The organism is Pseudomonas sp. R4-34-07 (assembly GCF_003852375.1).
Taxonomy (GTDB): Bacteria; Pseudomonadota; Gammaproteobacteria; order Pseudomonadales; family Pseudomonadaceae; genus Aquipseudomonas.
In genome coordinates this window covers 4,047,609-4,071,588 of the sequence record NZ_CP027760.1, presented here as the reverse complement: position 1 = coordinate 4,071,588, position 23,980 = coordinate 4,047,609, and the positions used below count along the sequence as shown (strand labels likewise).

At 61.3% G+C, this 23,980-nt stretch carries 24 protein-coding genes; 8 read left to right on the top strand and 16 right to left on the bottom strand.

Annotation, left to right across the window (positions count from 1 at the left end):
* Positions 1–27: 27 nt before the first annotated feature.
* From C4J85_RS18710 to C4J85_RS18690, 5 genes are all read left to right on the top strand, one after another.
* On the top strand, positions 28–708 hold the full coding sequence (locus C4J85_RS18710) for a response regulator (RefSeq protein ID WP_124367822.1): 681 nt from the start codon (positions 28–30) through the stop codon (positions 706–708).
* On the top strand, positions 708–2,027 hold the full coding sequence (locus tag C4J85_RS18705; RefSeq protein WP_124371391.1) for an ATP-binding protein: 1,320 nt from the start codon (positions 708–710) through the stop codon (positions 2,025–2,027). The genes C4J85_RS18710 and C4J85_RS18705 overlap by 1 nt, the downstream gene beginning before the upstream one ends.
* Before the next feature lie 120 nt (positions 2,028–2,147).
* On the top strand, positions 2,148–2,915 hold the full coding sequence (locus tag C4J85_RS18700; RefSeq protein WP_124367820.1) for an N-acetylmuramoyl-L-alanine amidase: 768 nt from the start codon (positions 2,148–2,150) through the stop codon (positions 2,913–2,915).
* A 246-nt stretch (positions 2,916–3,161) separates the two neighbouring features.
* A complete protein-coding gene (locus C4J85_RS18695) occupies positions 3,162–4,562 on the top strand; it encodes an aspartate aminotransferase family protein (RefSeq protein ID WP_124410452.1) in 1,401 nt (466 codons plus the stop codon).
* Positions 4,563–4,644: 82 nt separating this feature from the next.
* Entirely contained in the window at positions 4,645–4,866 is a 222-nt protein-coding gene (locus tag C4J85_RS18690) for an MbtH family protein (RefSeq protein ID WP_057721389.1), read from the top strand.
* A 204-nt stretch (positions 4,867–5,070) separates the two neighbouring features.
* Here the strand turns inward: C4J85_RS18690 and C4J85_RS18685 are convergent, their stop codons facing one another.
* The 8 genes from C4J85_RS18685 to minC form a co-directional block, all read right to left on the bottom strand.
* Positions 5,071–6,204 carry an IS4 family transposase gene (locus C4J85_RS18685; RefSeq protein ID WP_124370322.1) on the bottom strand — a complete coding sequence of 378 codons (1,134 nt, stop codon included), beginning with the start codon at positions 6,202–6,204 and terminating at the stop codon, positions 5,071–5,073.
* A 100-nt stretch (positions 6,205–6,304) separates the two neighbouring features.
* Positions 6,305–8,473, bottom strand: a complete 2,169-nt coding sequence (locus C4J85_RS18680; protein ID WP_124410451.1) for a mechanosensitive ion channel family protein — start codon at positions 8,471–8,473, stop codon at positions 6,305–6,307.
* Positions 8,474–8,545: 72 nt separating this feature from the next.
* Positions 8,546–8,713, bottom strand: coding sequence for a hypothetical protein (locus C4J85_RS27535; RefSeq protein WP_164487701.1), 168 nt, complete (start codon positions 8,711–8,713; stop codon positions 8,546–8,548).
* A gap of 233 nt (positions 8,714–8,946) precedes the next feature.
* A complete protein-coding gene (locus C4J85_RS18675) occupies positions 8,947–10,236 on the bottom strand; it encodes a M18 family aminopeptidase (protein WP_124367816.1) in 1,290 nt (429 codons plus the stop codon).
* Positions 10,237–10,420: 184 nt separating this feature from the next.
* Positions 10,421–11,056, bottom strand: coding sequence for an RluA family pseudouridine synthase (locus C4J85_RS18670; protein WP_124367815.1), 636 nt, complete (start codon positions 11,054–11,056; stop codon positions 10,421–10,423).
* A gap of 96 nt (positions 11,057–11,152) precedes the next feature.
* Entirely contained in the window at positions 11,153–11,407 is a 255-nt protein-coding gene (gene minE / locus C4J85_RS18665) for a cell division topological specificity factor MinE (protein WP_003175252.1), read from the bottom strand.
* A gap of 3 nt (positions 11,408–11,410) precedes the next feature.
* On the bottom strand, positions 11,411–12,223 hold the full coding sequence (gene minD / locus C4J85_RS18660) for a septum site-determining protein MinD (protein ID WP_124363734.1): 813 nt from the start codon (positions 12,221–12,223) through the stop codon (positions 11,411–11,413).
* A gap of 199 nt (positions 12,224–12,422) precedes the next feature.
* Positions 12,423–13,160, bottom strand: coding sequence for a septum site-determining protein MinC (gene minC, locus C4J85_RS18655; protein WP_124363733.1), 738 nt, complete (start codon positions 13,158–13,160; stop codon positions 12,423–12,425).
* Between the two features lie 118 nt (positions 13,161–13,278).
* Between minC and C4J85_RS18650 the strand changes: the two genes are divergently transcribed.
* Both C4J85_RS18650 and C4J85_RS18645 read left to right on the top strand, forming a co-directional pair.
* The gene (locus tag C4J85_RS18650; protein WP_124410450.1) at positions 13,279–14,214 is read left to right on the top strand and encodes a lipid A biosynthesis lauroyl acyltransferase; all 936 of its coding nucleotides are present in this window, start codon (positions 13,279–13,281) and stop codon (positions 14,212–14,214) included.
* 29 nt (positions 14,215–14,243) lie between these two features.
* Positions 14,244–15,374, top strand: coding sequence for a patatin-like phospholipase family protein (locus C4J85_RS18645; RefSeq protein WP_124407798.1), 1,131 nt, complete (start codon positions 14,244–14,246; stop codon positions 15,372–15,374).
* Between the two features lie 109 nt (positions 15,375–15,483).
* Here the strand turns inward: C4J85_RS18645 and C4J85_RS18640 are convergent, their stop codons facing one another.
* From C4J85_RS18640 to puuE, 7 genes are all read right to left on the bottom strand, one after another.
* Positions 15,484–16,269: an outer membrane protein OmpK gene (locus C4J85_RS18640; protein ID WP_124363730.1), complete on the bottom strand. Its 786-nt coding sequence runs from the start codon at positions 16,267–16,269 to the stop codon at positions 15,484–15,486.
* A gap of 228 nt (positions 16,270–16,497) precedes the next feature.
* Positions 16,498–17,844, bottom strand: coding sequence for a nucleobase:cation symporter-2 family protein (locus C4J85_RS18635; protein ID WP_124410449.1), 1,347 nt, complete (start codon positions 17,842–17,844; stop codon positions 16,498–16,500).
* A gap of 175 nt (positions 17,845–18,019) precedes the next feature.
* A complete protein-coding gene (locus C4J85_RS18630) occupies positions 18,020–19,303 on the bottom strand; it encodes a urate hydroxylase PuuD (RefSeq protein WP_124367809.1) in 1,284 nt (427 codons plus the stop codon).
* A 51-nt stretch (positions 19,304–19,354) separates the two neighbouring features.
* Positions 19,355–19,858 (bottom strand): ureidoglycolate lyase, encoded by a 504-nt coding sequence (locus C4J85_RS18625; protein ID WP_124363727.1) that lies wholly within the window; start codon positions 19,856–19,858, stop codon positions 19,355–19,357.
* An 83-nt stretch (positions 19,859–19,941) separates the two neighbouring features.
* Entirely contained in the window at positions 19,942–20,937 is a 996-nt protein-coding gene (gene alc, locus C4J85_RS18620) for an allantoicase (protein WP_124363726.1), read from the bottom strand.
* 41 nt (positions 20,938–20,978) lie between these two features.
* On the bottom strand, positions 20,979–21,494 hold the full coding sequence (uraD, locus tag C4J85_RS18615; protein ID WP_124410448.1) for a 2-oxo-4-hydroxy-4-carboxy-5-ureidoimidazoline decarboxylase: 516 nt from the start codon (positions 21,492–21,494) through the stop codon (positions 20,979–20,981).
* On the bottom strand, positions 21,491–22,417 hold the full coding sequence (gene puuE, locus C4J85_RS18610; protein WP_124404827.1) for an allantoinase PuuE: 927 nt from the start codon (positions 22,415–22,417) through the stop codon (positions 21,491–21,493). The genes uraD and puuE overlap by 4 nt, the downstream gene beginning before the upstream one ends.
* A 439-nt stretch (positions 22,418–22,856) precedes the next feature.
* On the opposite strand from puuE, the gene uraH reads away from it, so the two are divergent.
* Positions 22,857–23,210: a hydroxyisourate hydrolase gene (uraH, locus tag C4J85_RS18600; RefSeq protein ID WP_124410447.1), complete on the top strand. Its 354-nt coding sequence runs from the start codon at positions 22,857–22,859 to the stop codon at positions 23,208–23,210.
* Positions 23,211–23,290: 80 nt separating this feature from the next.
* Here uraH and C4J85_RS18595 read toward each other — a convergent pair whose 3' ends face one another.
* Positions 23,291–23,932, bottom strand: coding sequence for a LysE family translocator (locus C4J85_RS18595; RefSeq protein WP_124410446.1), 642 nt, complete (start codon positions 23,930–23,932; stop codon positions 23,291–23,293).
* Between the last annotated feature and the right edge of the window lie 48 nt (positions 23,933–23,980).

Genomic DNA, 23,980 nt, shown 5'->3' with positions numbered 1-23,980 from the left:
ACCCGCATCTTTCATGAAGGGTTCAGCATGCACGTACTGGTCTGTGAAGACGACGAACTGATCGCCAGCGGCATCGTGGCCGGCCTCACCGCCCAGGGTTTCACGGTCGAACGCGTGGGCACAGCGGCGGCGGCCAGGGCGATGCTCAGGGCGGCGACCTTCGACATCATGGTGCTCGACCTTGGCCTGCCCGACGAAGACGGCCTGAAACTGCTGCAACAACAGCGCAGCCAGGGCCTGGAAATTCCGGTGCTGATCCTCACCGCGCGTGACTCGGTGACCAACCGCGTCGACGGCCTGCAGGCGGGTGCCGATGACTACCTGCTCAAGCCCTTCGACCTGCGCGAACTCGCCGCCCGCCTGCAAACCCTGCTGCGCCGCGTGGCGGGGCGCAGTGTCAACCTGATCGAACATGGCCGCCTGGCGTACGACCCCAGCAGCCGCGAGACTTTCCTGGGCGGCCAGCCGGTGGACCTGTCGCGCCGTGAACAAGCGCTGTTGCAGGCCCTGCTGCACAACAAGGGCCGTGTGCTCTCCAGCGAGCAGCTCAAGGACAGCGTCTACGGGTTCAACGACGAACTGGAAAGCAACGCGCTCAATGTGCATATCCACCACCTGCGGCGCAAATTGGGCAATGGCATCGTCGAGACCGTGCGCGGCCTCGGCTATCGCCTGGGCCCGGCCGATACGGGAGAGGATGCTCCGTGATGAGCCTGCGCCTGCGCCTGACGTTCAAGCTCGGCGCCGCGTTTGTGTTGATCTGGGCCCTGGCGGCGGCCTGGATGCTCAACGACCTGCGCAACCAGATGATGTTTTCCCTCGACCAGCGCCTGGTCGCCTCGGCGCGTATGGTGGCTGGGCTGACCGAACAGATGCCGGGCCTGGCCAGCGTCGGTGCCGGCACCCATTTGCGCACCGAACAACTCAATGTACCGGGGGGCATGGCCTGCCAGGTCAGTTCCCTGCATGGCGAAATCCTGGCGCGCAGCCATACCACGCCGGATGAGGGGCTGGAGTCGCGCAAGAGCGGTTTTCGCGACCAGATGATCGATGGCGTGGGCTGGCGCAGTTTCACCCTGTCCCGTGGCGACCTGCTGATCACCACGGCCGACCGTCAGGTGGAGCGTGAGGCGCTGAACCTGTCGATCCTGCTGGCGGCCTCAGTGCCGGTCGGCGTGGCCTTGTTGGGGTGCCTGTGCTTGCTGTGGCTGGGCATCGGCCAGAGTCTGGTGCCGCTCAATCGCATGCGGGACGCCTTGATGCGCCGCAGCGCCGACTCGCTCGAACCGCTGCAGATCCACCCGCTGCCCAGTGAACTCAAGCCGTTGCTCGACACCCAGAACCAACTGTTGCAACGCATCGCCAAGACCATCGAGCGCGAACGCCGCCTGACCGGCGACGCCGCCCATGAACTGCGCAGCCCGTTGACCGCGATCAAGACCCACCTGCAAGTGGCCCGTATGACCGAAGGCGCGGCCCGTGATCAGTCCCTGGCCCACGCCGAGGAAGGCGCCGACCGCTTGCATCGCACTCTGGAGCAACTGTTGCTGCTGGCGCGCGTAGAGGGCAGCTTGTCGTTCGATGACGGTTTGCAGTCCAGCGCCGAGGACGTTGCCAGGCTGGCGATCCAGGACGCCAACGCCGGGGACAACTCGCGCATCGACCTGGTCCTGGCGGACAGCCTTGCCGCCACACCGGTGGACATGCCCGTGGGCCTGGCCGTCGCGGCCTTGCGTAACCTGCTGGACAACGCCTTGCGTCACACCCCGGCCGATACCCGGGTGGAGCTGAAGGTGTCGTCCAGCGCTGACAAGGTGATATTCCGCGTGCGTGACCATGGCCCGCAGATATCCAGCGAAGACCTGCAATACCTCACCCAGCGCTTCTGGCGCAACGGCAGCAGCGAAGGCTGTGGCCTGGGCCTGGCGATCGTTCAAGCGATCGTCCAGCGCTGCGCTTGCTCGTTGACATTCGACAGCCAGGCGGATGGCCTGCGGGTTGAATTGGGCATGCCGCTGCGACGCTGACTTTTCTGCAAGTGCCAAATAGTTACCGCCCGCTTGAAGCTCACGCCTTCAGGATGGCGGTAATTTTTTTGCGCTTGAAAGGGCCGAATGATTCGGCCCGTACTGAAAAGGACGGATCTTATGTTGGTCATCGATACCAGTTTCCCTGCCAGGGACTTCAACGAACGTAACGGCGAGCCGGTGGGGCAAATACTCTTGCATTACACCGCGGCGCCCTTTGTCTCGTCCTTGCGCACCCTGACCCAGAACGGGGTCAGCGCTCACTATCTGCTGCCCGATCCTGACGAACCGGCCTACCGCGCCGCCGGTTATGAAGAACTGCGCGTTTTTCGCCTGGTGCCCGAGGACAAGCGCGCCTGGCATGCCGGGGCGAGCCATTGGGATGGGCGGGATAACCTCAACAGTCGCGCGATTGGCATTGAAATCGTCAACCTGGCGCGCGATGACAAAGGCGTGTTCACCTTCCCGGCGTATCGCGAGCAACAGGTAGAGGTTTTGATTACGCTGGTGCGCGATATTCTGGAGCGTTATCCGCAGATCGGACCGGTGGATATTCTCGGGCATTCGGATGTGGCGTACTGGCGCAAAAGCGACCCGGGGCCCGAGCTGCCTTGGCGCTGCCTGTATGAGGCCGGAGTAGGCGCCTGGTTTGACGAGGCAACCCGAGCGATGTACCAACGCCGGTTTTGCCTGGGGTTACCGCCGGAGGTGGAGGTAGAGCGGGCCTTTCAGCGGTATGGGTACAAACCAGCGTGGAACCGCCAAGCCTTTGAACAGCGGACCCGGGCGTTTCAAATGCACTTTCGGGCGCGGGATTACGGTGGGCTTCTGGATGCTGAGACCTGCGCGATCCTGTACGCGCTCAACGACAAATACCGCGGGCTTTGAAACCAAACGCCATTCAAATGTGGGAGGGGGCTTGCTCCCGATAGCGGAGTGTCAGCTAACCATTGGCTGCCTGATACACCGCCATCGGGAGCAAGCCCCCTCCCACATTTGATTTGCACACGTCTGTAAATCTGACCAGGTCCCTAAATCCCCCCGCACCTGATGCGTCTTCAGAACATGAAGTCCGTGCGCATTCCCCGCCCCCCACGGATGACCACCATCACCCGCGTATTGAGGGATCGAGAGATGTCAGTCGCCACCAGCCCCATCGAAGCCGCGCCTGTGCACGTCAGCGAAACGCTCTACCAGTTCGACGACAGCCCGTTGCTGGCCCGCCAGCGCCAGCAGGAATCCAATGCCCGCAGCTACCCGCGGCGCATTCCCCTGGCGCTCAAGCGGGCCAAGGGTATTTATGTCGAAGATGTGGAAGGCCGCAGTTTCATTGACTGCCTGGCCGGCGCGGGCACCCTGGCGCTCGGCCATAACCACCCGGTGGTGATCCAGGCCATTCAACAAGTGTTGAGCGATGAGTTGCCGTTGCACACCCTGGACCTGACCACGCCGGTCAAGGATCAGTTCGTGCAGGATTTGTTCGGCCTGCTGCCGTCGGAACTGGCGCGCGAGGCGAAAATCCAGTTCTGCGGCCCCACCGGCACCGATGCGGTGGAAGCGGCCTTGAAGCTGGTACGCACTGCCACCGGGCGCAGTACGGTGTTGTCGTTCCAGGGCGGTTATCACGGCATGAGCCAGGGCGCGTTGAGCCTGATGGGCAGCCTCGGGCCGAAGAAGCCGCTGGGCGCATTGCTTGGCAACGGCGTGCAATTTCTACCATTCCCCTACGACTACCGCTGCCCGTTCGGCCTGGGTGGCGCGCAGGGCGTGCGGGTCAACCTGCATTACCTGGAAAACCTGCTCAACGACCCCGAAGCCGGCGTGTTGCCGCCGGCTGCGGTGATTGTCGAAGTGGTGCAGGGAGAGGGCGGCGTGGTCCCGGCCGATCTCGACTGGCTGCGCGGGCTGCGGCGTATCACCGAACAGGCGGGCGTCGCGCTGATCGTCGATGAAATCCAGAGTGGCTTTGGCCGTACAGGCAAAATGTTCGCCTTCGAGCACGCGGGGATCATCCCGGACGTGGTGGTGATGTCCAAAGCCATTGGTGGCAGCCTGCCGCTGGCAGTGGTGGTGTACCGCGACTGGCTCGACACCTGGTTGCCGGGCGCCCATGCCGGGACCTTCCGTGGCAATCAGATGGCAATGGCGGCGGGTTCGGCAGTGATGCGCTACCTTAAGGAGCACGACCTGGCCACGCATGCGGCGGCGATGGGCGAGCGCCTGGGTGCACATCTGCGCCTGCTGCAGCGCGACTTCCCGCACCTGGGAGATATTCGCGGGCGTGGGCTGATGCTCGGCGTGGAGCTGGTTGACCCGGATGGCGTGCGCGACATCCAAGGCCACCCACCGGTGCATCGTCAGCTCGCGCCGTTGGTACAACGTGAATGCCTCAAGCGCGGCCTGATCCTGGAGCTGGGCGGGCGGCATGGCGGCGTGGTGCGTTTCCTGCCGCCGCTGGTGATCACCGCCGCCGAGATCGACGGGGTCGCCGAGATCTTCGGGCGCGCCGTGGCGGCGGCGCTCGCCAGCCTCTAATTTTCCCGGTCCCTGAAACGTTTCTAGAGATATCAGCGCTGCGCATGGTGCGCGGCCAGCCTTTGAGCGACGGAGAACCGCAATGACCTCAGTATTTGACCGCGACGACATCCTGTTTCAGGTAGTGGTCAACCACGAAGAACAGTATTCGATCTGGCCCGACTACAAGGCCGTGCCGGAAGGCTGGCGAACCGTGGGCAAGAGCGGCATGAAGAAAGAGTGCCTGGCCTATATCGAAGAGAACTGGACGGATATGCGTCCGCTGAGCTTGCGCCAGAAGATGGATGGCGCTGCACTCGCCTGAACGCCACTGATCAAAAATGTGGGAGGGGGCAAGCCCCATATGCGCTAACCAAACCTCCCTCCCCACAACTCGTCCTGCTGGCGTCCTCGTTTTCGTGGGGATTCACGCAGTGCCTGGCTGATATCTCCCCACTTCTCGATACACGTAAACAACGACAAGTGGGGATTGATCGCGCTGCAAAGTAGCCAGTAAATAAAGGCCATCTCACGCCAGTGACAACGGAGTGGCGGCACTTCCTTTTTCTGTCTCGTCTCCCTCGATAGGGGAAAAATGCTCGCCCGCTGCGATTAACCGCTCAATCAGGCAAGCCACTAATAATTTCCCTTGCAACCATGCTTTTGCGCCTTCCGGATTTTTCTTTCTGAGGTGGGATAACCCCAGCAATGACTTCATCCGCTTGAACGCCAACTCCACCTGCCAACGGTGCCGATAGAGAGCCAAAACCTCCTGCGTATCCAGGCAGTCCAAGGTTGTTACCAGCACCACGTAACCGGCCGCTTCCATCGTTTCAGGTTTCAATTGCTTCTGCTTTTTTTGCCCGACTCTCTTGAGCTTGCACTCGCTTTGCGATCGCTGCTCGTCGGTTTTTCGATAGGCGCACACACGTACTGCAATATCCCCCTTTGAACCTTTCATCACAGCTGCCCACTCGCCCGTTTGCCCTGGCTGCAAGGTCCGTAGTCGCGCCAGTTGCTCAAAAGGCGACCCTTGCTCATCGCTAAGCGGCAGGCTGCTCAGGTTCATTCGTACCAGGATGTCACCGCCTGCATTGAGTACATGATTGACTCCACGCCGGTTGGCAAACCCTCGATCCGCGATGAAAACATCGCCCTGCTGCACCGAAAACCGAGTCAACGATTCGCCTGTTTTGGACGGTGTCACTTGCACTTCACAGCAACGCAACGTGCTGATATCCATCGTGTAATGCAGCCGCCATGTTGAGGTGACCGCGCCAGGCTCCATTACGACACTGCCATCAGCAGCCAGTATTCGTCTCCCCAGCAGCGCCGGGCATTGCATGGCCGCGACCGGCGATTGTTGGATCAACTGCTCTGTGATCCAACCTAGCCAGGCCCCCGATTTGTTGACCCTCTTGAGAAGGCCCACGTCTGATAACTCCAGCAATTTCCCTGTACGCGCTCGCTCTACCGTTTCGACCATCGAGCAATCGGCGCTCATGTACATCAATAACGTGCGCAATAGACTCTCTGGCCCGCTGAATCGGCGACCGAACTTCAGGGCCCCCAGCTCTTTTGCCTTGGCTTCCCATCCAGGCGGTAGTAGTGCCAGGAGCTTGGGCCAGTCTTCATTCAGTTTTTGTGTTGGGTCTATTGTCACTGCTCTCGCATCCTAAAGAGTCAGACTTGATTATATCTTTTGGGGTTTGGTTAGCGCATATGGGGGCAAGCCCCCTCCCACATTTAGACAGTGTCGCCTTCTAGAGGCTCTTCTCTTTCTCCAATGCGCCTGATGCTCCCGTCACCACCTGCACACTCAAGCGCGGTGTCGCCAGGTCAAGCCCGGCTTCATCCAGATGCCGCTTGAGTGACAGGTTGAACGCCCGCGACACTTCCCACTGCTTGATCGGCGCCGTCTTGAACCGTGCGCGCAGGATCGCGCTGCCAGATTCAAAACTCTCCACGCCCTGAATCTCCAGCGGCGACCAGATATTGCGGCGTTGCAGTGGGTCATTGCGCATGGCGTGGCCGACATCGCGCATCAGCTTGATTGCGTCGTCGATCTGCATGTTGTAGGGGATCGCCACGCGAAAGATCGCGTAGCCGAATTCCCGCGAGTAGTTCTTGATGCTCTTGATCTCGCTGAACGGAATGGTGTGCACGATGCCGTCGATATCGCGCAGGCGCACGGTGCGGATGGTCAGCCCTTCGACGGTGCCGAGGTGACCGCCGACGTCCACGTAGTCATCGATGGCCAGGGAGTCTTCGATGATGATGAACAGGCCGGTGATCAGGTCGGCCACCAGCGACTGCGCACCGAAACCGATCGCCAGGCCGATCACACCGGCACCGGCCAGCAGTGGCGTGACGTTCATGCCCATGTTCGCCAGGGCGACGATGGCGGCGATGATAAAAATAGTCACGAACAGCACGTTGCGGATCAACGGCATCATGGTTTGCGCACGCGCGTTGGCCAGGCCTTTACGCGAGCGGGTCAGGGCATGATGGATCGCGGTGTCGCTGAGAATCCAGATCAGCCAGGCAAACAGTAAAGTCCCGCCGAGGCTGAACAGCTTGACGCTGATTTCATGGCCATCGCCTTCGGTGAAGCGAATCAGTGACAGGCCCCACACGCGCAGGCCCAGTTCGATAAACACCAGCCACACCAGCAGGTGCGCCAGGGTGTAGACGAAGCTTTTCAGGCGGTCGGAGTACAGCGCATGGCGCTTGTGCCCGCGTTGCGGCTTGAGGGCGTGGCGCCGCACCAGCCCGTTGATCACCATGCACAACACCAGCAACACGGTGCACAGCAGCGACTGGCGCAGGGCGGTGCTGGTGTCGCCGGCGGACAGGAAGGTGGCGAACAGCGAAATACCCACCAGCAACAATGCCGGCAAGTACCAGAAAGTGCCGATGATCGACAGGGTATCGGTGAGGGCGCGACGCGTCAGGCGGCGCGACAGTGGTTGGTTACGGATCAGGTGAGCGATCGGCCGACGGAAGCGCAGGATAAACACGCCAGTGGACAGCGCCGCCATCACATTGGCCACGGTTGCAGCCGTATGAGCCAGGTGCTGGCCGAGCGCCGCGACCAGTCGCGGGTCGCTCAAGGCTTCGCCAAAGGCGGCGAAACTGCCGATCCACCACAGCGGGCGAAAGGCCTGATGGCGCAGGATATACAGGGCGCGGTGGCGGTGCGGGCCGTCCAGCAGGGAAAACGCAATCACGCAGATCGCCGAGAAACAGGTGCCGACGACCAGGGCGTAAGCCAGCACCATCGCCAGGGATTTGCCCAGGGACGAGGGCAGGGCGTAGCTCAGGTAAACCGTGATCACCAGGGCGATCAACCACGGGCCGAGTTTGCGCAGGGCGAAGCGCAGCATGTCCCAGGTGCGCGGGTGTTGCGGAAGCTCTTCAGGCAGGCCGAAGCGTTCGCGCACGCGGTGGCTGAGCCAGATCAGCGCGGCGGCCAGCAGGCTCCATACCGCCAGGATTACCGCAAAACCAAAGATGATCGGCAGCCATTCAGTGGCCGGCAGCATCAGCGCACTGAGTTCCTCCCTGGCCAGGTCGACTTCATTGGACCAGCGGCCCAGTGGGCTGTCGGCGCCGGAGAACTGCTGTTCAAAGCCCGACAGCGTGCTGCCGATCAGGCCGAGCACACCGAGTTCGGCCGCCGGTTGGGCTTTTTGCGTGGCGGCGCGCAGTTTCTTCAAGTCGCTCAGCAACTGGGTGCGCTGCTGATCGTTCTCCAGGGTCTTGATCACCTCGTCCAGCGACTGCCCCAAAGGCACCTCGGCCTGGGGTTGGGCTTTGTTGGAGCTGCCCAGCATTCCGGGCAAACCCACGGCTTGGGCGCAGGTGATAGGCAGCAGCGTGAGCAGGGCGATGAGCAGGTAGCAGGGCAGGGCAAACAGACGGGAAAGCACGAGGCAGTCAACCTTGAAAACGACGAATTGGCCGAGTGTACGAGGCCGCTATGCCAGATGCGAGCGCATTTGTCATTCCGCCAGTTTGGCGAGGATCTTGTATACCACGGTGCCCAGGATCAGCAGCATGCCGACCCACATGCCGAACACGCCAAGGGGTTTGTCGCGAAAGTTGAAGCCGACGGCGAGCAGGAGCATGCCGATCAGGATCGGGATAAGCATGGCGTGGAAAGAGGACATGGAGATCATCAGGCGACGGCCTTGTCGGAGTGGGAGTTCTGACAAGTCTAGGTCGGATTATTAAAAGTGCCGGTGATGCAGATCAGGTGTACGCCAAACCTAATGTGGGAGGGGGCTTGCTCCCGATGGCAGAGTGTCAGTCAATGTATTTTTGACTGAAGCACCGCCATCGGGGGCAAGTCGAATCGTCGCACCGCCCCTCCCACATTTTTGAGCGCATTCAGCCTGGCAAATCAGGGCAGGTCGCGGCTGGCGTAGAAGGCGCCCAATACCTTCACCAGATGTGCCAGGTCATGGCTACCGCACAGTTCGCGGATGGAATGCATGGCAAACGTCGGCAGGCCGATGTCCACGGTGCGCACACCCAGGTGGCTGGCGGTGATCGGCCCGATCGTCGAACCGCAGCCCATATCGCTGCGCACCACAAAGCTCTGCACCGGCACTTCCTGGGCCATGCACAGGTGGCGGAAGAACCCGGCGGTTTCGCTGTTGGTCGCGTAGCGCTGGTTGCTGTTGACCTTGATCACCGGGCCGGCGTTGAGCTTGGGGCCGTGGTTGGCGTCGTGTTTTTCAGCGTAGTTCGGGTGCACGCCATGGGCGTTGTCCGCAGACACCAACAGGGATTTCTGAATGGTGCGTACGAATTCTTCACCTTCCGGCAGCAGGCGGCGCAGGGTCTGTTCGAGCATCGGGCCATCGGCGCCGCAGGCCGAGCAGGAGCCGACTTCTTCGTGGTCGTTGCACACCAGCACGCAGGTCTCCTCGGTGTCGCTGGTGAGCAGGGCTTGCAACCCGGCGTAGCACGACAGCAGGTTGTCCAGGCGCGCACCGGCAATGAAGTCGCCATTGAGGCCAATCACCGCAGCGCCTTGGGTGTCGTAGAAGCTCAGCTCATAGTCGAGTACCACATCGGCGTTCAGCCCATGCTCGCGAGCCAATTGTTCGGTGAGCACGGCGCGAAAGTCCACGCGCTCGTCACCGGCAAACTGCGCGAGGATCGGTGGCAGTTCGGTCTGGGCATTGATCGCCCAGCCCTGGTTGGCTTCACGGTTCAGGTGAATGGCCAGGTTGGGAATGATGGCGATCGGCAGCTTGAAGTCGATCAGCTGGCTTTCGACCTTGCCGTCGCGGCGGAACGTGACGCGGCCGGCCAGGGACAGGTCGCGGTCGAACCACGGGGCCAGCAAGGCGCCGCCGTAGACTTCCACGCCCAACTGCCAGAAACCCTGGCGTTGCAGCTCGGGCTGCGGCTTGACTCGCAGACACGGGCTGTCGGTGTGGGCGCCGACCATACGGATGCCGTCTTGCAGCGGCGAATGGCGGCCCAGTTTGAACGCGATGATCGAGGAATCGTTACGGGTCACGTAATAGCGACCGTTGGCTTCGGTGGCCCAGGTGTCACGCTCGTCGAGACGCTGGTAACCGGCCGCTTCCAGGCGCTGGGCGAGGGCGGCAGTGGCATGAAAAGGAGTAGGGGAGGCCTTGAGGAAGTCGATCAGGCCTTGATTCAACGCATCGCGCATAAATAGCTCCAGACAGCAATGCGCGGAGTTTACCGTATTGGTTTGACTCGGTGGCGAGAACTGATGCAGAACTAATGTGGGAGGGGGCTTGCTCCCGTGGTGGCAGTGGGTCAGTCATAGATTCAGTGACTGACACTCCGCCATCGGGAGCAAGCCCCCTCCCACATTGACTGTATTTGCAGCTTTAGAACGGCGCCGGGCACTCGAAGCGCAAGCGCTCGTGGCTTTGCGGGTGAGTGAAGCTCAGCATGCTCGCGTGCAGGCACAGGCGCGGCCAGGCGGCGAGGGCCTGTTCGTGGGCATACAGGCCATCGCCGAGCAGCGGGTGGCCGATGGACAACATGTGCACGCGCAACTGGTGCGAGCGCCCGGTGATCGGCGTCAGTTCGACGCGGCACCAGTCGCCGCAACGTTCCAGCACCTTCCAGAAAGTCAGCGCGTGCTTGCCGAACTCATGGTCGACCACATGGCGCGGCTTGGTCGGCGGGTCATAGCGCAAGGGCAGGTCGATGCTGCCGCTGTCCAGTTCCGGCTGGCCCCAAGCCAAGGCGGTGTAGGCCTTTTCTGTTTCGCGGTCGTGAAACTGGCGGGACAGTTCGCGGTGGGTATCAGCGTCCCGCGCCAGCAGGATGATGCCCGAGGTTTCCCAGTCCAGGCGATGGACGATGCGGGCTTCGGGGTAGCCGTTTTCCTGCAGGCGGGTGATCAGGCAGTCCTTGTTGTCGTCGGCGCGGCCGGGCACCGAGAGCAGCAGGGTCGGCTTGTTCACCACCAGGACAGCGTCGTCCTGATGCAGGATATGGATGTTGGACAGCGGCATTAAACAGCCTCGTAACAAACGCCAACGGCGGCTCGCCCACCCGGTTCCCGAAAAGGGATCAAGGTGATCGAGCCGCCGTGGCGGCCGCCTGTTCGATCAACGATCAGGCAGGGTGATATTGAGTTCCAGAATCGAGCAGCTGCCGTCATTTTCCAGGGCGACATGCACGTCATCGTTGCCGATATTGACGTACTTGCGGATCACCTCGACCAGTTCCTTCTGCAAGGCTGGCAGGTAATCCGGGGTGCTGCGTTGGCCGCGTTCGTGCGCCACGATGATCTGTAGACGCTCTTTCGCGACCGACGCGGTACTTGGCTTTTTGTTGGCGCGAAAGAAGTCGAGAAATTTCATTGTTCAATTGCCTCCAAAGATACGCTCGAAGAATCCCTTCTTCTTGACATCGAGGAAGCGGTGTTCCACGGTCTTGCCCAGCAGGCGGTCCACAGCATCGCTGTACGCCTGGCCGGCGTCGCTCTGGTCGTCGAGAATCACCGGCACGCCCTGGTTGGACGCTTTCAGCACGGCCTGGGATTCCGGGATCACACCGAGCAGGGTCACCGCGAGGATGTCCTTGACGTCTTCAACGCCGAGCATTTCGCCGTTGCTGACGCGCTCAGGGTTGTAGCGGGTCAGCAGCAGGTGTTCCTTGATCGGCTCTTCGCCTTTTTCGGCGCGCTGGGACTTGCTGGCCAGCAGGCCGAGCATACGGTCCGAGTCACGCACCGAGGACACTTCCGGATTGGTCACCACGATGGCTTCATCGGCGAAATACATCGCCAGGTGAGCACCGGTTTCGATACCGGCCGGGGAATCGCATACCACGTATTCGAAGGTTTCTTTCAGTTCGGCGAGGACTTTGCCTACGCCTTCTTTGGTCAGCGCGTCTTTGTCACGGGTCTGGCTGGCGGCCAGCACATACAGGTTCTCAAGGCGCTTGTCCTTGATCAGGGCCTGTTGCAGGTTGGCTTCGCCGTTCACCACGTTGACGAAGTCGTATACCACGCGGCGTTCGCAGCCCATGATCAGGTCGAGGTTACGCAAACCCACGTCGAAGTCGACGATGACTGTCTTGTGGCCGCGCAGAGCGAGGCCGGTACCGATAGCGGCGCTGGTGGTGGTCTTACCCACACCACCCTTGCCGGATGTAACCACGAGAATCTTGGCCAAGGTGTTTCACCCCTAAGGAAAAAGGACTTTTGGTCCCTGAAAAACATCTCTTGAAACTCGCTGCAGGCGGACAGCCTTTGTAGGAAGAAGCCAGGGTTTTTCCGGGGAAAACGCCAACTTCAACTAGTCCTACGCAAGTATTGCCGGTTTCGCTTTGCTATCAGAGCCTAGAGATGCTTGGAAAATGCGGCAGTATCCGTTAAAGACGGATGATGTTCAACACATCGCCCGACAGGTTGACCTGTACCGAAGCCCCCCACAGCGGATCACGGCGCAAGTCTTCGGACACCTTGTACTGACCCGCGATGGAAACCAGCTCAGCGGTCAACTGCTGGCAGAAAATACGCGCCTTGGTATCACCCTTGATGCCGGCCAGGGCACGTCCGCGCATCGGGCCGTATACATGGATATTGCCATCGGCAAGAAGTTCCGCGCCGGGGCTGACCGAGGACACCACCACAAGGTCGCCGCCCTGGGCGTAAATCTGCTGCCCGCCGCGCACGGGCGAGGTGATGATCTTGGTCGGCCGGATCGTGGGTTCCGGTGGTTTTTCCGGTTTTTTCTTCTGTTCACCGACCAATGGTTCGAGCGGACGCTCGCGCGCGCCGGACGGCGGCAGTACTGGCAGTTCAATGGCGATGGCCGCGGCAATGTCTTCGATACGGCTGGCGCGAATCGCCAGGGTACGCAGGCCATGGGAGCGGCACACGCGCATCAGCCCGGGCAGGTCGATGACGCCCTGGCCGGCCGGCAGCTTGTCCAGGGCCAGCACCAGCGGGGCATTGTTGAAGAAATTCGGCGCCAGGGCGACCTTGGCGGCCAGTTGGCGGTCCAGGGCGTCGAGGTCATTGCGGGCCAGTTCCAGCACGGTAATGGCGAGCATGCTGCCTTTCAGCTGGAACACGGGATCTTGGTCTAGCGGTTCGGTTTGGCTCATGGTCGGCAAAGCGGCTTGTCACGAAAAGTGTCGAGACTTATAACGAGAACACTCACCCGCCGCAAGCCGAGTCGAACCGTTGTAGAATGCGCGGCCCTTGTCTTTACCGGAATCTGTAATGGATCGCCCGCGTTTTCGAGCTGTATTTCTTCACCCGCGTTTTTGGCCATTATGGCTGGGGCTGGGCCTGCTGTGGCTGGTCACCCAACTGCCGTACCGCGTGCTGCAGACCATTGGTCGCCTGCTGGGCGCGGGCATGTACCACGTGGCCGGTGAGCGCCGCCGCATCGCCGCGCGCAACCTGGAGTTGTGCTTCCCGGAAAAATCCGCCAAGGAGCGCAAACGCCTGCTCAAGGAAAATTTCGCCTCCACCGGTATCGCCTTCTTCGAGATGGCCATGAGTTGGTGGTGGCCCAAACCGCGCCTGGCGCGCCTGGCCCATGTGCAAGGGTTGGAGCATCTCAAGCAGGCGCAATTGGACGGCAAGGGCGTGATCCTGATGGCCTTGCATTTCACCACCCTGGAAATCGGCGCTGCCCTGCTCGGGCAAAAGCACACCATCGATGGCATGTACCGCGAGCACGGCAACCCGCTGTTCGACTTTATCCAGCGTCGTGGCCGGGAGCGCCACAACCTCGATTCCCTGGCGGTGGAGCGCGACGACGTACGCGGCATGCTCAAGCTGCTGCGCGCCGGCCGGGCGATCTGGTACGCGCCGGACCAGGACTACGGCGCCAAGCAGAGTATCTTCGTGCCGCTGTTCGGCATCCAGGCCGCCACTGTCACGGCCACCAGCAAGTTCGCGCGCCTGGGCAAAGCCCTGGTGGTGCCGTTCACCCAGGAACGCCTGGCCGATGGCAGCGGCTACCGACTGGTGATTCATGCACCCTTGACGGATTTCCCCGGCGAGACTGACGAAATCGACTGCCTGCGCATCAACCAGTGGGTCGAAGCCTCGGTGCGCGACTGCCCCGAGCAATACCTGTGGACCCACCGCCGCTTCAAGAGCCGGCCACCGGGTGAACCCAAGCTGTACGAAAAACGCCGTCGGTAAGACTTACCTTTCCCATATGGAGTGACGCAATGCGCCCAGCTGAACCGGTCACAGGCTTGATTCTTTCCGGCGGCGGGGCGCGAGCGGCGTATCAGGTTGGAGTGTTGGCGGCGATCGCCGAATTGCTGCCGCCGGGGGCGCCGAATCCGTTTCCGGTGATCGTCGGCACGTCGGCCGGGGCGATCAATGCGGTCACCCTGGCCAGTGGCGCGACGGACTTCACCGCTGCTGTCCAGCGCCTCACCGCATTCTGGCAAGGCTTTCGCAGCCACCTGGTGCTGCGCAGCGACTGGCCGGGCGTGGTCCGCCAGGCCAGTCGCTTCCTGATTCATAGCCTGTTGGGCCTGGGCAGGCAGCTCCCGGTGGCGTTGCTCGACAGTTCACCGCTGCGCGATCTGCTGCAGGACAAGCTGCATCTGGCCGGCATTGACGACGCCATCCGGCACCGGCATCTGCACGCCGTGGCGGTCACCGCGTTCGGCTATGAATCCGGGCAGGCGGTGACCTTCTATCAAGGCGGCGGCACCATCGAACCCTGGCTGCGCCATCGGCGCATTGGTGTGCCGACGCCACTTACGGTGGAACACTTGCTGGCCAGTTCGGCGATTCCCTTGCTGTTTGCCCCGGTGAAGCTCGATCAGGAATACTTCGGTGACGGCGCCGTTCGCCAGTCGGCTCCGATCAGCCCGGCTCTGCACCTGGGCGCGAGTCGCGTGCTGGTGGTGGGCGTCAGCGGTAACCCGCGCGGCAATGAACCCTCGATGCAACGCACCTACACCGGCCAGGAACCGACGCTGGCGCAGATCGGCGGGCACATGCTCAACAGCACGTTCATTGACAGCCTGGAAAGCGATATCGAATTGCTGGAACGCTTGAATCAATTCAGCCATGTCTCGCCGGGGGTGGCGGCCGTGGAGGTGCTGGTGATTGCGCCCAGCCAGCCGATCGACGAAATCGCGGCCCGGCATCGGCAGGAATTACCGGCGGCATTGCGCTTGTTTTTGCGCGGGCCTGGGGCGACCAAGACCAGTGGGGCAGGGGTGTTGAGTTACTTGCTGTTCGAGGCGGGGTATTGCAGTGAGTTGATCGAGTTGGGCAGGAAAGATGCACTGGCAAAGCGCGAGGAATTGTCTCGATTCCTTGGCCTGACGCTGAACTGAATGTGGGAGGGGGCTTGCTCCCGATAGCGGTGGTTCAGTCACTGATAGGTTGACTGACACACTGCTATCGGGAGCAAGCCCCCTCCCACATTGGTTATGCGCCGTTCAATCAGAAGTGGTACTTGACCAGGAAGCTCGCCGTGTCCTGAGTCGTCTTGAAGGCGCCGCTGTCCTCGATCCCGTACTTGTTCTTCCAGTAGTCGTATTCAAACCCCACATACAACTGTTTGTCGCCCCAATGCAGCGCCTTGCCCAGGTCGTATTTGACCTGCGGGTTGAAGTGCAGGTTGGCGTGATAGGTGCCACGGGCGTTTTTGTCGTTATCCACCACCCAGTCCATGAAACCGTCGATCAACACATCGGAGTTGCCCACGGGAAGGGTGTACGACCACACCGGCGTGATTTGCCACACGCCGTCGCCGGGGCGATTGCCTTCGGTCTGGCGCTGGTAGAAGTTCAACTGGAAATAGTCGAAACCCGGAATATTAAAGTCAATCGCCGGGCCCAGCAGGTACGACTCGTTATCGCCTTCGCCGAACTCGTAAGTGAAGGCCAGCAATACATCTTTGATCGGGCCGAATGACAGGTCCTTATCCAGAATCTTGCCGAACGACAAACGTGGGCTGAACTCGCCGTAGTAAGTATTCGGACCGACGTTGCCGTCTTCCTTGCCGTTGTAAAAGATGCGGTCGAGGAAGAAGAAGTTGTCGCCGTACTTCCACGCGTCGGCATGTTCGAACGTGACGGTTTGCTGGATCTGCGGGTTGACGGTAAAGCTCTTGCCCCACAGATACGTCAGGCTGTTGTTCTGCCACTGCAGCAAATCACCGGCCACGGCTTGGCCACCGGCCAGCAGGGATCCCGCCAGCATCAGGCCTTTGAACATAGGTTTCATTCGGTGCTCCCGAGTTAAAGTTTTATGTTTTTCTAATCTGGCGCTCTGGTGTGGCGCCTTTGGATCTGCTGAAGAACTCGTCTGATTGGTCAACTTTATGGCTGTAGCAAAAGCCGCGCCAAGGCGGTAAAAAAACCGTCGGTTCAAGCGGGCGCGGAGAATACTGGCTCCAACGTCCGGGCTCAAGTGCGCCGTTACAGCGCGCACAGGGCGACGATGGGGCGTGCGTCAGGGGTGGGCGTGCTCGACGGCGGGGCGTCCGGCACCGCCGAGAATGTTGAACAGTATGTTCAACGACAACGCGCTCAGGGTGGCCATGGCGATGCCACTGTGGGTTATCGGGCTCATCCACATTGGCAATTGCGCGAAGAACTCCGGACGCACTACCGGGATCAAGCCCATGCCGATGCTCACCGCCACCAGCAACTGGTTGCGCCGGTCGGCGATGTCGGCTTCCTGCAGGATCTTGATGCCGGTCGCCGCGACCATGCCGAACATGGCGATCGCCGCGCCGCCCAGCACCGCCGGTGGAATCGACGCCACCAGGTAGGCGGCCTTGGGCAGCAGGCTCAGCACAATCAGAAACGCCCCGGCCATGATCGTGACCGAGCGGCAACGCACGCCGGTCATCTGCACCAGGCCGATATTCTGCGCGAACGAGGAGTGGGTGAAGGTGTTGAAGAACCCGGCAAAGAATGACGCGCCGGCATCACACAGCAAACCGCGACGCAGCATCTTCGGCGTGACGTCCTGGCCGGTGATCTTGCCCAGGGCGAGGAACATGCCGGTGGATTCGACAAAGATGATCACCACCACCAGGCACATCGACAGGATCGGCGCCAACTCGAACCTGGGCATGCCGAAGTGCAGCGGCGTCACCACTTGCACCCAAGGCGCCTGGGCCAGGCCGCTGAGGTCGACCATGCCGAGCGTGCCGCACAAGGCGTAGCCCAGCGCCATGCCGATCAGTACCGAGATGTTCACCCAGAAACCGCGCATGAAACGGTTGATCAACAGGATGGTCGCCAGCACCAGCGCAGCGACCGCCAGGTACACCGGCGAGCCGAATGTCGCGGCGGCGCTGCCGCCACCGGCCCAGTTCACGGCCACGGGAAACAGCGAAAGGCCGATGGCGGTAATCACGGTACCGGTCACCAGCGGCGGGAAAAAACGTACGACCTTGGACATGAACGGCGCGATGAGCATGCCGAAGAACCCGGCGGCGATGGTCGCACCGAAGATCCCCTGCAAGCCGATACCGGGCATGCCGGCCATGGCGACCATGCTGCCGACGGCAGCGAAACTGGCGCCCATCGTCACCGGCATGCGAATACCCACCGGGCCGATGCCGAACGACTGCACCATCGTGGCGATACCGGCGACCAACAGGTCGGCGTTGATCAGGAAGGCGATTTCTTCACGGCTCAAGCCTGCGGCCTGGCCAATGATCAGGGGCACGGCGACAGCACCGCCGTACATCAGCAAGACGTGTTGCAGGCCTACCAGAATCAGTTGCAAGAGGGGCAGCCGCACCATGGCGGGTGCGGCAGGGTTCTGCGTTTCTAACTGGGACATGCAACACCTCGGATCTTTTTATTTTTGTGTTGTGTGGAACGCGATCTTCAAAACACGGCAGTCCACCTGTGGGAGGGGGCTTGCTCCCGATAGCGGTGTGTCATTCAAAGTATCTGTGACTGAGCCACCGCCATCGGGAGCAAGCCCCCTCCCACATTGGATCTCTGTGAATCAATCAGTTGGTACGCGCCCCCTGGTTGATCCAGGTGCCAATCAAATCCCGCTCCTGCTGGGTCATCTGGGTGATGTTGCCCAGCGGCATGATCTGGCTGGCCACGGCCTGCGCCTGAATGCGCGCCGCCTGTTGCTGGATCTGCGCCGGCGTGTCGAACATCACCCCGGCCGGTGCGGTGCTGAACAGCGGGCTGGTGGGCTTGGCCGAATGGCAGACGGTGCAACGCTGCTCGATCACATGGTGCACCTGGCCAAAGTCGGTGCTGGCTTGGGCAGGTGCCGGTTCAGCTGCCGGGGCTGCAGGCGCAGCCGGTTTCACGCCGCCGCCCAGGGCAGTTTCCGGCAACGGCTGGTACTCGATCGCCGTCGGTGCCTTGGCCACTTCCGGCGCCGGCGTGGGCCCGGTCACGTAGGCCAGGCTGATCATCGCCAGCGCACCCACCGGCAAGGTCCACGCATACTTCTGGCTGTTATGCCGGGTGTTGAAGTAGTGGCGCACCAACACTGCCGCCACGGCGATCCCGGCCAGGATCAGCCAGTTGTAGTGGCTGCCATAGGTGCTCGGGAAGTGGTTGCTGATCATGATGAACAGCACCGGCAAGGTGAAGTAGTTGTTGTGCCGTGAGCGCAGCAAACCCTTGGCCGGCAGCGCCGGGTCGGGTGTGCGGTTCTCGGCGATGGCCGCCACCAGCGCGCGCTGGGCGGGCATGATGATGCGGAACACGTTGCCGACCATGATCGTGCCGATCACCGCACCCACATGCAGGTAGGCGCCACGGCCGCTGAACACCTTGCTGAAGCCGTAGGCCGCTGCAATCAACAGCACGAACAGGATCAAGCCGAGCAGGGCAGGGCGTTTGCCCAGGGCCGAGTCGCAAAGAAACGAGTAGACGAACCAGCCGACGAACAGTGAGCCGATGCCCAGCAAGACGCCTTCGGTGCCGCTCAGGCTGCTGCCGGGGGCGAGCAGGTACAAGGTCGGATTCCAGTAGAACACCACGCACAGCAGCGCAATGCCCGACATCCAGGTGAAATAGGCTTCCCATTTGAACCAGTGCAGGTTGTCCGGCATGGTCGGCGGGGCCAGTTTGTATTTTTCCAGGTGGTAGATGCCGCCACCGTGGATCGCCCACAAGTCACCGGCCAGGCCGCTCTTGGGGTTGACGCGATTGAGGTTGTTTTCCAGCCAGACGAAGTAGAAAGAAGCGCCGATCCAGGCGACGCCGGTGATCATGTGAACCCAGCGCACGCTCAGGTTCAGCCATTCCATCAAATGTGCTTCCACAGTCTTTACCTCTCGCCTGTCGCCCTTGTTGTCGGGTGATCAGACCTTCTCTTATTGGTGGGGGGCGAGGATCAACCGCTCATCCTCTTTGAAAAAATGCTCATCGCAGTTATTGCCTGTGCCACTGCGATCAACCACCAGGAAGTCATCCCGCTTTTCGATCGTCAGCACCGGGTGGTGCCAGACGCCGCGATGGTAATTGATGCCCTGCCTGCCGTTGGTGACGAAGGCGCGGACCAAGCCTGATACAGGTGCATCGCCAAGTGGCGCGACCACGATCAGAAAGGGGTTGCCGAGCAGCGGAATGAAGGCCTGGCTGCCCAACGGGTGTCGCTCCAGCATGCACACGGTCAGCGGCATGTCCTGCGCGTCGGCGCGGAAGATGCTGATGATGGCGTGGTCTTCAGGCTGTGCTGTTTCGACCGTCGCCAGTTTGTGAAAGCGCATGGTCGACCCGTTGTTGATCATGAAGTGATCGCTGCCATCGGTTTCGATAACGTCTCCGAAGGGGGCGAAGGCTTCTTTGGTCAGGGGTTCGATCGTCAGTGTGCGCATGGCTGTCTTCTTTTCAGTTGGATCGTTCCCACGCTCTGCGTGGGAACGCTGCCCTGGACGCTCTGCGTCCGCTCTTGGTTCGCTTATTTGGCTACCTTGCCCAACACCCGCAGGCGACTCACGCCCCCATCCGGGAACACGTTCAAGCGGATGTGGGTAATCGGCCCCAGCGCCTTGATCTGCTCGGCGAAGGTGTGTTCGGCGTGCATTTCCAGTTTCTGTGCCGGCAGCAGTTCACGCCAGAACAGCGATTGGGTCTCGATCTGGCTGTCGGTGCCGCCCTTGACGAACGCGCCCTGGATCGAGCAGGTGTCCGGGTAGTTGCCCTTGAAGTGCAGGGTGTCGACGATGATTTTCTCGATTTCGCCAGGGTGGCCCAGCGCGACGATCACCCAGTCATTGCCCGGCGTACGGCGACGTGCGGTTTCCCAACCATCGCCCATGTTGATGCCACGGCCGGGGTTGAGGATGTTGCTCATGCGCCCGAAGTGTTCATCGGAGCAGGCCAGCGCACGCCCCCCGTTCAAGGCCGCTGCCAGGTCGACCTGTTCGTTGTCGCCCACCGCAGACCAGTCGCGGAATGGCACACCGTACACACGCAGACGGGCCACGCCGCCATCCGGGTAGATGTTGAACCGCAGATGGCTGAACGCCTGCGCGTTGTGGATTTCGTGGTAATGGTGGCTGTTGCCTTGCAGCTCGACGGCCGACAGCACTTCCACCCACTGGGTGTTGGCATCCGGCTCGCCCGAGGCGAGGAAGCAGGCTTCCAGGGAGGCCGACGGCGGGTAGTTGCCGGTGAAGAATGAGGTATCGATGTCCACGCCCTTGATCGAGCCCGGCACGCCCAGGCGGATCACCGCGCTGTCGTAGCCTTCGAAGCGCTTGCGGCGTGACTCCCAGCCGTCCATCCACTTGCCGTTGTCATCGAAAACGCCCTCCTTCCACACGGCCGGGGTCGGCTGGAACAGGCGGTTGGCGTCGGCGAACCAGTCATCGGTGACTTCGATGATCTTGGTGCCCAGGCGGGCGTCGGCGAGGTTGACGAACTTCTCGAAAGGTACGGGTTGCGCTTTCATTCTTCTTGTCTGCCTTGGATAGAGTGGCTGGGGATGGTCATTCAGAGGGTCAGTAATCGGAACAACGCGATCTTGTTGATCTCGGCCAGCGCGCAGTTGAACTCGGCTTCAACCGAGTTGTGAATGCGCGTTTCGAACGCGGCCAGGATCTGGTGCCGGTTGCTGCCTTTTACCGCCATGATGAAGGGAAACTTGAACTTGGCCTTGTAGGCCTCGTTCAGCTCGGTGAAGCGCGAGAACTCTTCGGCCGTGCATTGGTGTATACCGGCGCCAGCCTGTTCTCCAGTGCTGGCGGCGGTAAGCTGGCCCTGGACGGCGGCTTTGCCGGCCAGGTCCGGGTGAGCGTTGATCAGTGCCAACTGGCTGGCATGATCGGCGCTCAACAGGATATCGCTCATGCGCTGGTGCAGGGTTTCGATCTGGTCGATCGACGCATCCTGGCCCAGGTCGAAGGCCTTTTCGGCCACCCATGGCGAATGTTCGTAGATATCGGCGAAGGCGGCGACAAATTCATCGCGGCTCAGGCTCGACGGTTCAAGGGTTTGGAACGCAGTCATTTCGCCGCTCCCGTGCAGGGGTGGGTGTGCTGCCAGTGCCGGGCGATGTCGACGCGGCGGGTGAACCACACCTGTTCGTGGCTTTTGGCGTACTCGATAAAGCGCTTCAACGAAGCCAGGCGCGCCGGGCGCCCGATCAGGCGGCAGTGCAGACCGATGGACAGCATCTTCGGCGCCTCGGCCCCTTCGGCATAGAGCACGTCGAAGGCGTCCTTGAGGTACTCGAAAAAGTCGTCGCCCTTGTTGAAACCCTGCACCTGGGTGAAGCGCATGTCATTGGTGTCCAGGGTATAAGGGATCACCAGATGCGGCTTGCCGGTGGGCGTGTTGGGTTCCCAGTAGGGCAGGTCGTCGTCGTAGGTGTCGCAGTCATACAGGAAGCCGCCTTCCTCCATCACCAGGCGCCGCGTGTTGGGGCCGGTGCGGCCGGTGTACCAGCCCAGCGGGCGTTCACCGGTCAGCTCGGTGAGGATGCGGATCGCTTCGAGCATATGCTCGCGTTCCTGGGCCTCGTCCATGTACTGGTAGTCGATCCAGCGGTAACCGTGGCTGCAGATCTCGTGGCCGGCGGCAACCATGGCGCGGATCACGTCCGGATGGCGCTGGGCGGCCATGGCCACGGCGAAGATGGTCAGCGGGATGTCGAATTCCTTGAACAGCTTGAGGATGCGCCACACCCCGGCACGGCTACCGTATTCGTACAGCGACTCCATGCTCATGTTGCGCGCGCCCTGCAGCGGTTGCGCCGAGACCATTTCCGAGAGGAAGGCTTCGGACTCTTTATCGCCATGCAGGATATTGCGCTCGCCGCCTTCTTCGTAATTGAGTACGAACGACAGCGCGATGCGTGCATTGCCCGGCCAGTGGGGGTGAGGAGGGTTACTGCCGTAACCGATCAGGTCGCGTGGGTAGTCAGCGCTCACTGCAGTCTTCCTTCTTGTTCGTGGTAGCAAGTGTGTGTGGCGGCCGGGCAGCGGAAAGACTGGGTGGCGTCACAGCGATGAGTGATTGTATACAACTTATTGCTCACTTTGTAAGCCTGCATTTCTGCATTTTTTCTGCAGGTATCTTTGCAGGGCCGTTGCAAGAAACTTGCCTAACCGGTCAGCTAACCACAAAAAAATTCACTGTAGGAGCGAGCTTGCTCGCGAAAAGCCTGAGTGCGCCACTTTTCTACCTGGAACTTTGCGTTGGCGTTGAGCTTTTTCGCGAGCAAGCTCGCTCCTACAGAGGTTTAAAGTCTGTTGAATTTATTGTGTACAATTTTTTTGAAAAATGTCTTAATCAGCTCTCACCGGCTTTTTCGATGCCCTGAAAGAGTGCGGGTTCTTTATGACTGACTTCGGGAGGCGCATAAACGCCATGGGACGTTTGACCACACACGTTTTGGATGCCGCGCACGGCTGCCCCGGCAGCACAATCAAGGTTGAGCTATACCGCATCGACGGCGCGCAACTAACGCTGGTCGCCACCGCCGTGACCAACGACGACGGTCGCTGCGACGCACCGTTGCTGCAGGGCGACGACTACCGCAGCGGTGTCTATCAATTGCAGTTCAGCGCCGGCGACTATTACCGCGCCCGTGGCGTGCAGTTGCCGGAGCCGGCTTTCCTCGATGTGGTAGTGCTGCGGTTCGGCATCAGCGCCGAGCAGGATCACTACCATGTCCCGTTACTGATTTCGCCTTACAGCTATTCGACCTATCGCGGTAGCTGAGCGTCACCTCGCTTCATACCCCCAAGCTCTTCGTTGGTTTTTTGCCCGCCCACACTGCGGGCTTTTTTTCGGCCGTGCGTTCAACCCAGTGGCGCTCGAGCCTTGATCAGCGAGGCCACGCCGGCGCAGCCGAACAAGGCGGCGCTGATGCGGTTGAACCAGCTCTGGCCCGAGCCGCTACGCAAATACCGCGCGGCGCTCTGCGCACCCAGGCCGTAACCAAGCTTGCACAGCAGGTCGAGCACGGTCCAGGTGGCGATCATGGTCAACAGTTGCGGCAGGAATGCCTGATCCGCGCTGAGAAATTGCGGCAGGAAGGCGGCAAAGAACAGAATGTCCTTGGGGTTGCTGGCCCCCAGCACAAAGGCGCGACCGAACAGCACGCGAAAATGTGGGGTCGACGCCACTTGTGGCACATCAGCACCCTCGGCCGGCCGACGTGATTGCTGCCAGCTCTGCCAAGCCAGGTAAAACAAGTACATCGCGCCGACGATTTTCAGCGCGCTGAACACTTGCTCGGACGCCAGCAACAACGCGCCAAGGCCCAAGGCCGAGGCGCTCAGCAGGCAGATCGAAGCAAATACCCCGCCCAGGAACGCCGGGTACGAACGGCGCAGGCCGTAGTTCAAGCTGTTGCTGATCATCAGCAGCGAAAGAGGGCCAGGGATCAGGATCACCACCAGCGCCGCGCCGCTGAACAGCAGCCAGGTTTCCAGGTTCATTGCAGTCCTCCAATCGTACAAAAGCCCCACCCGACGGGGTGAGGCGCG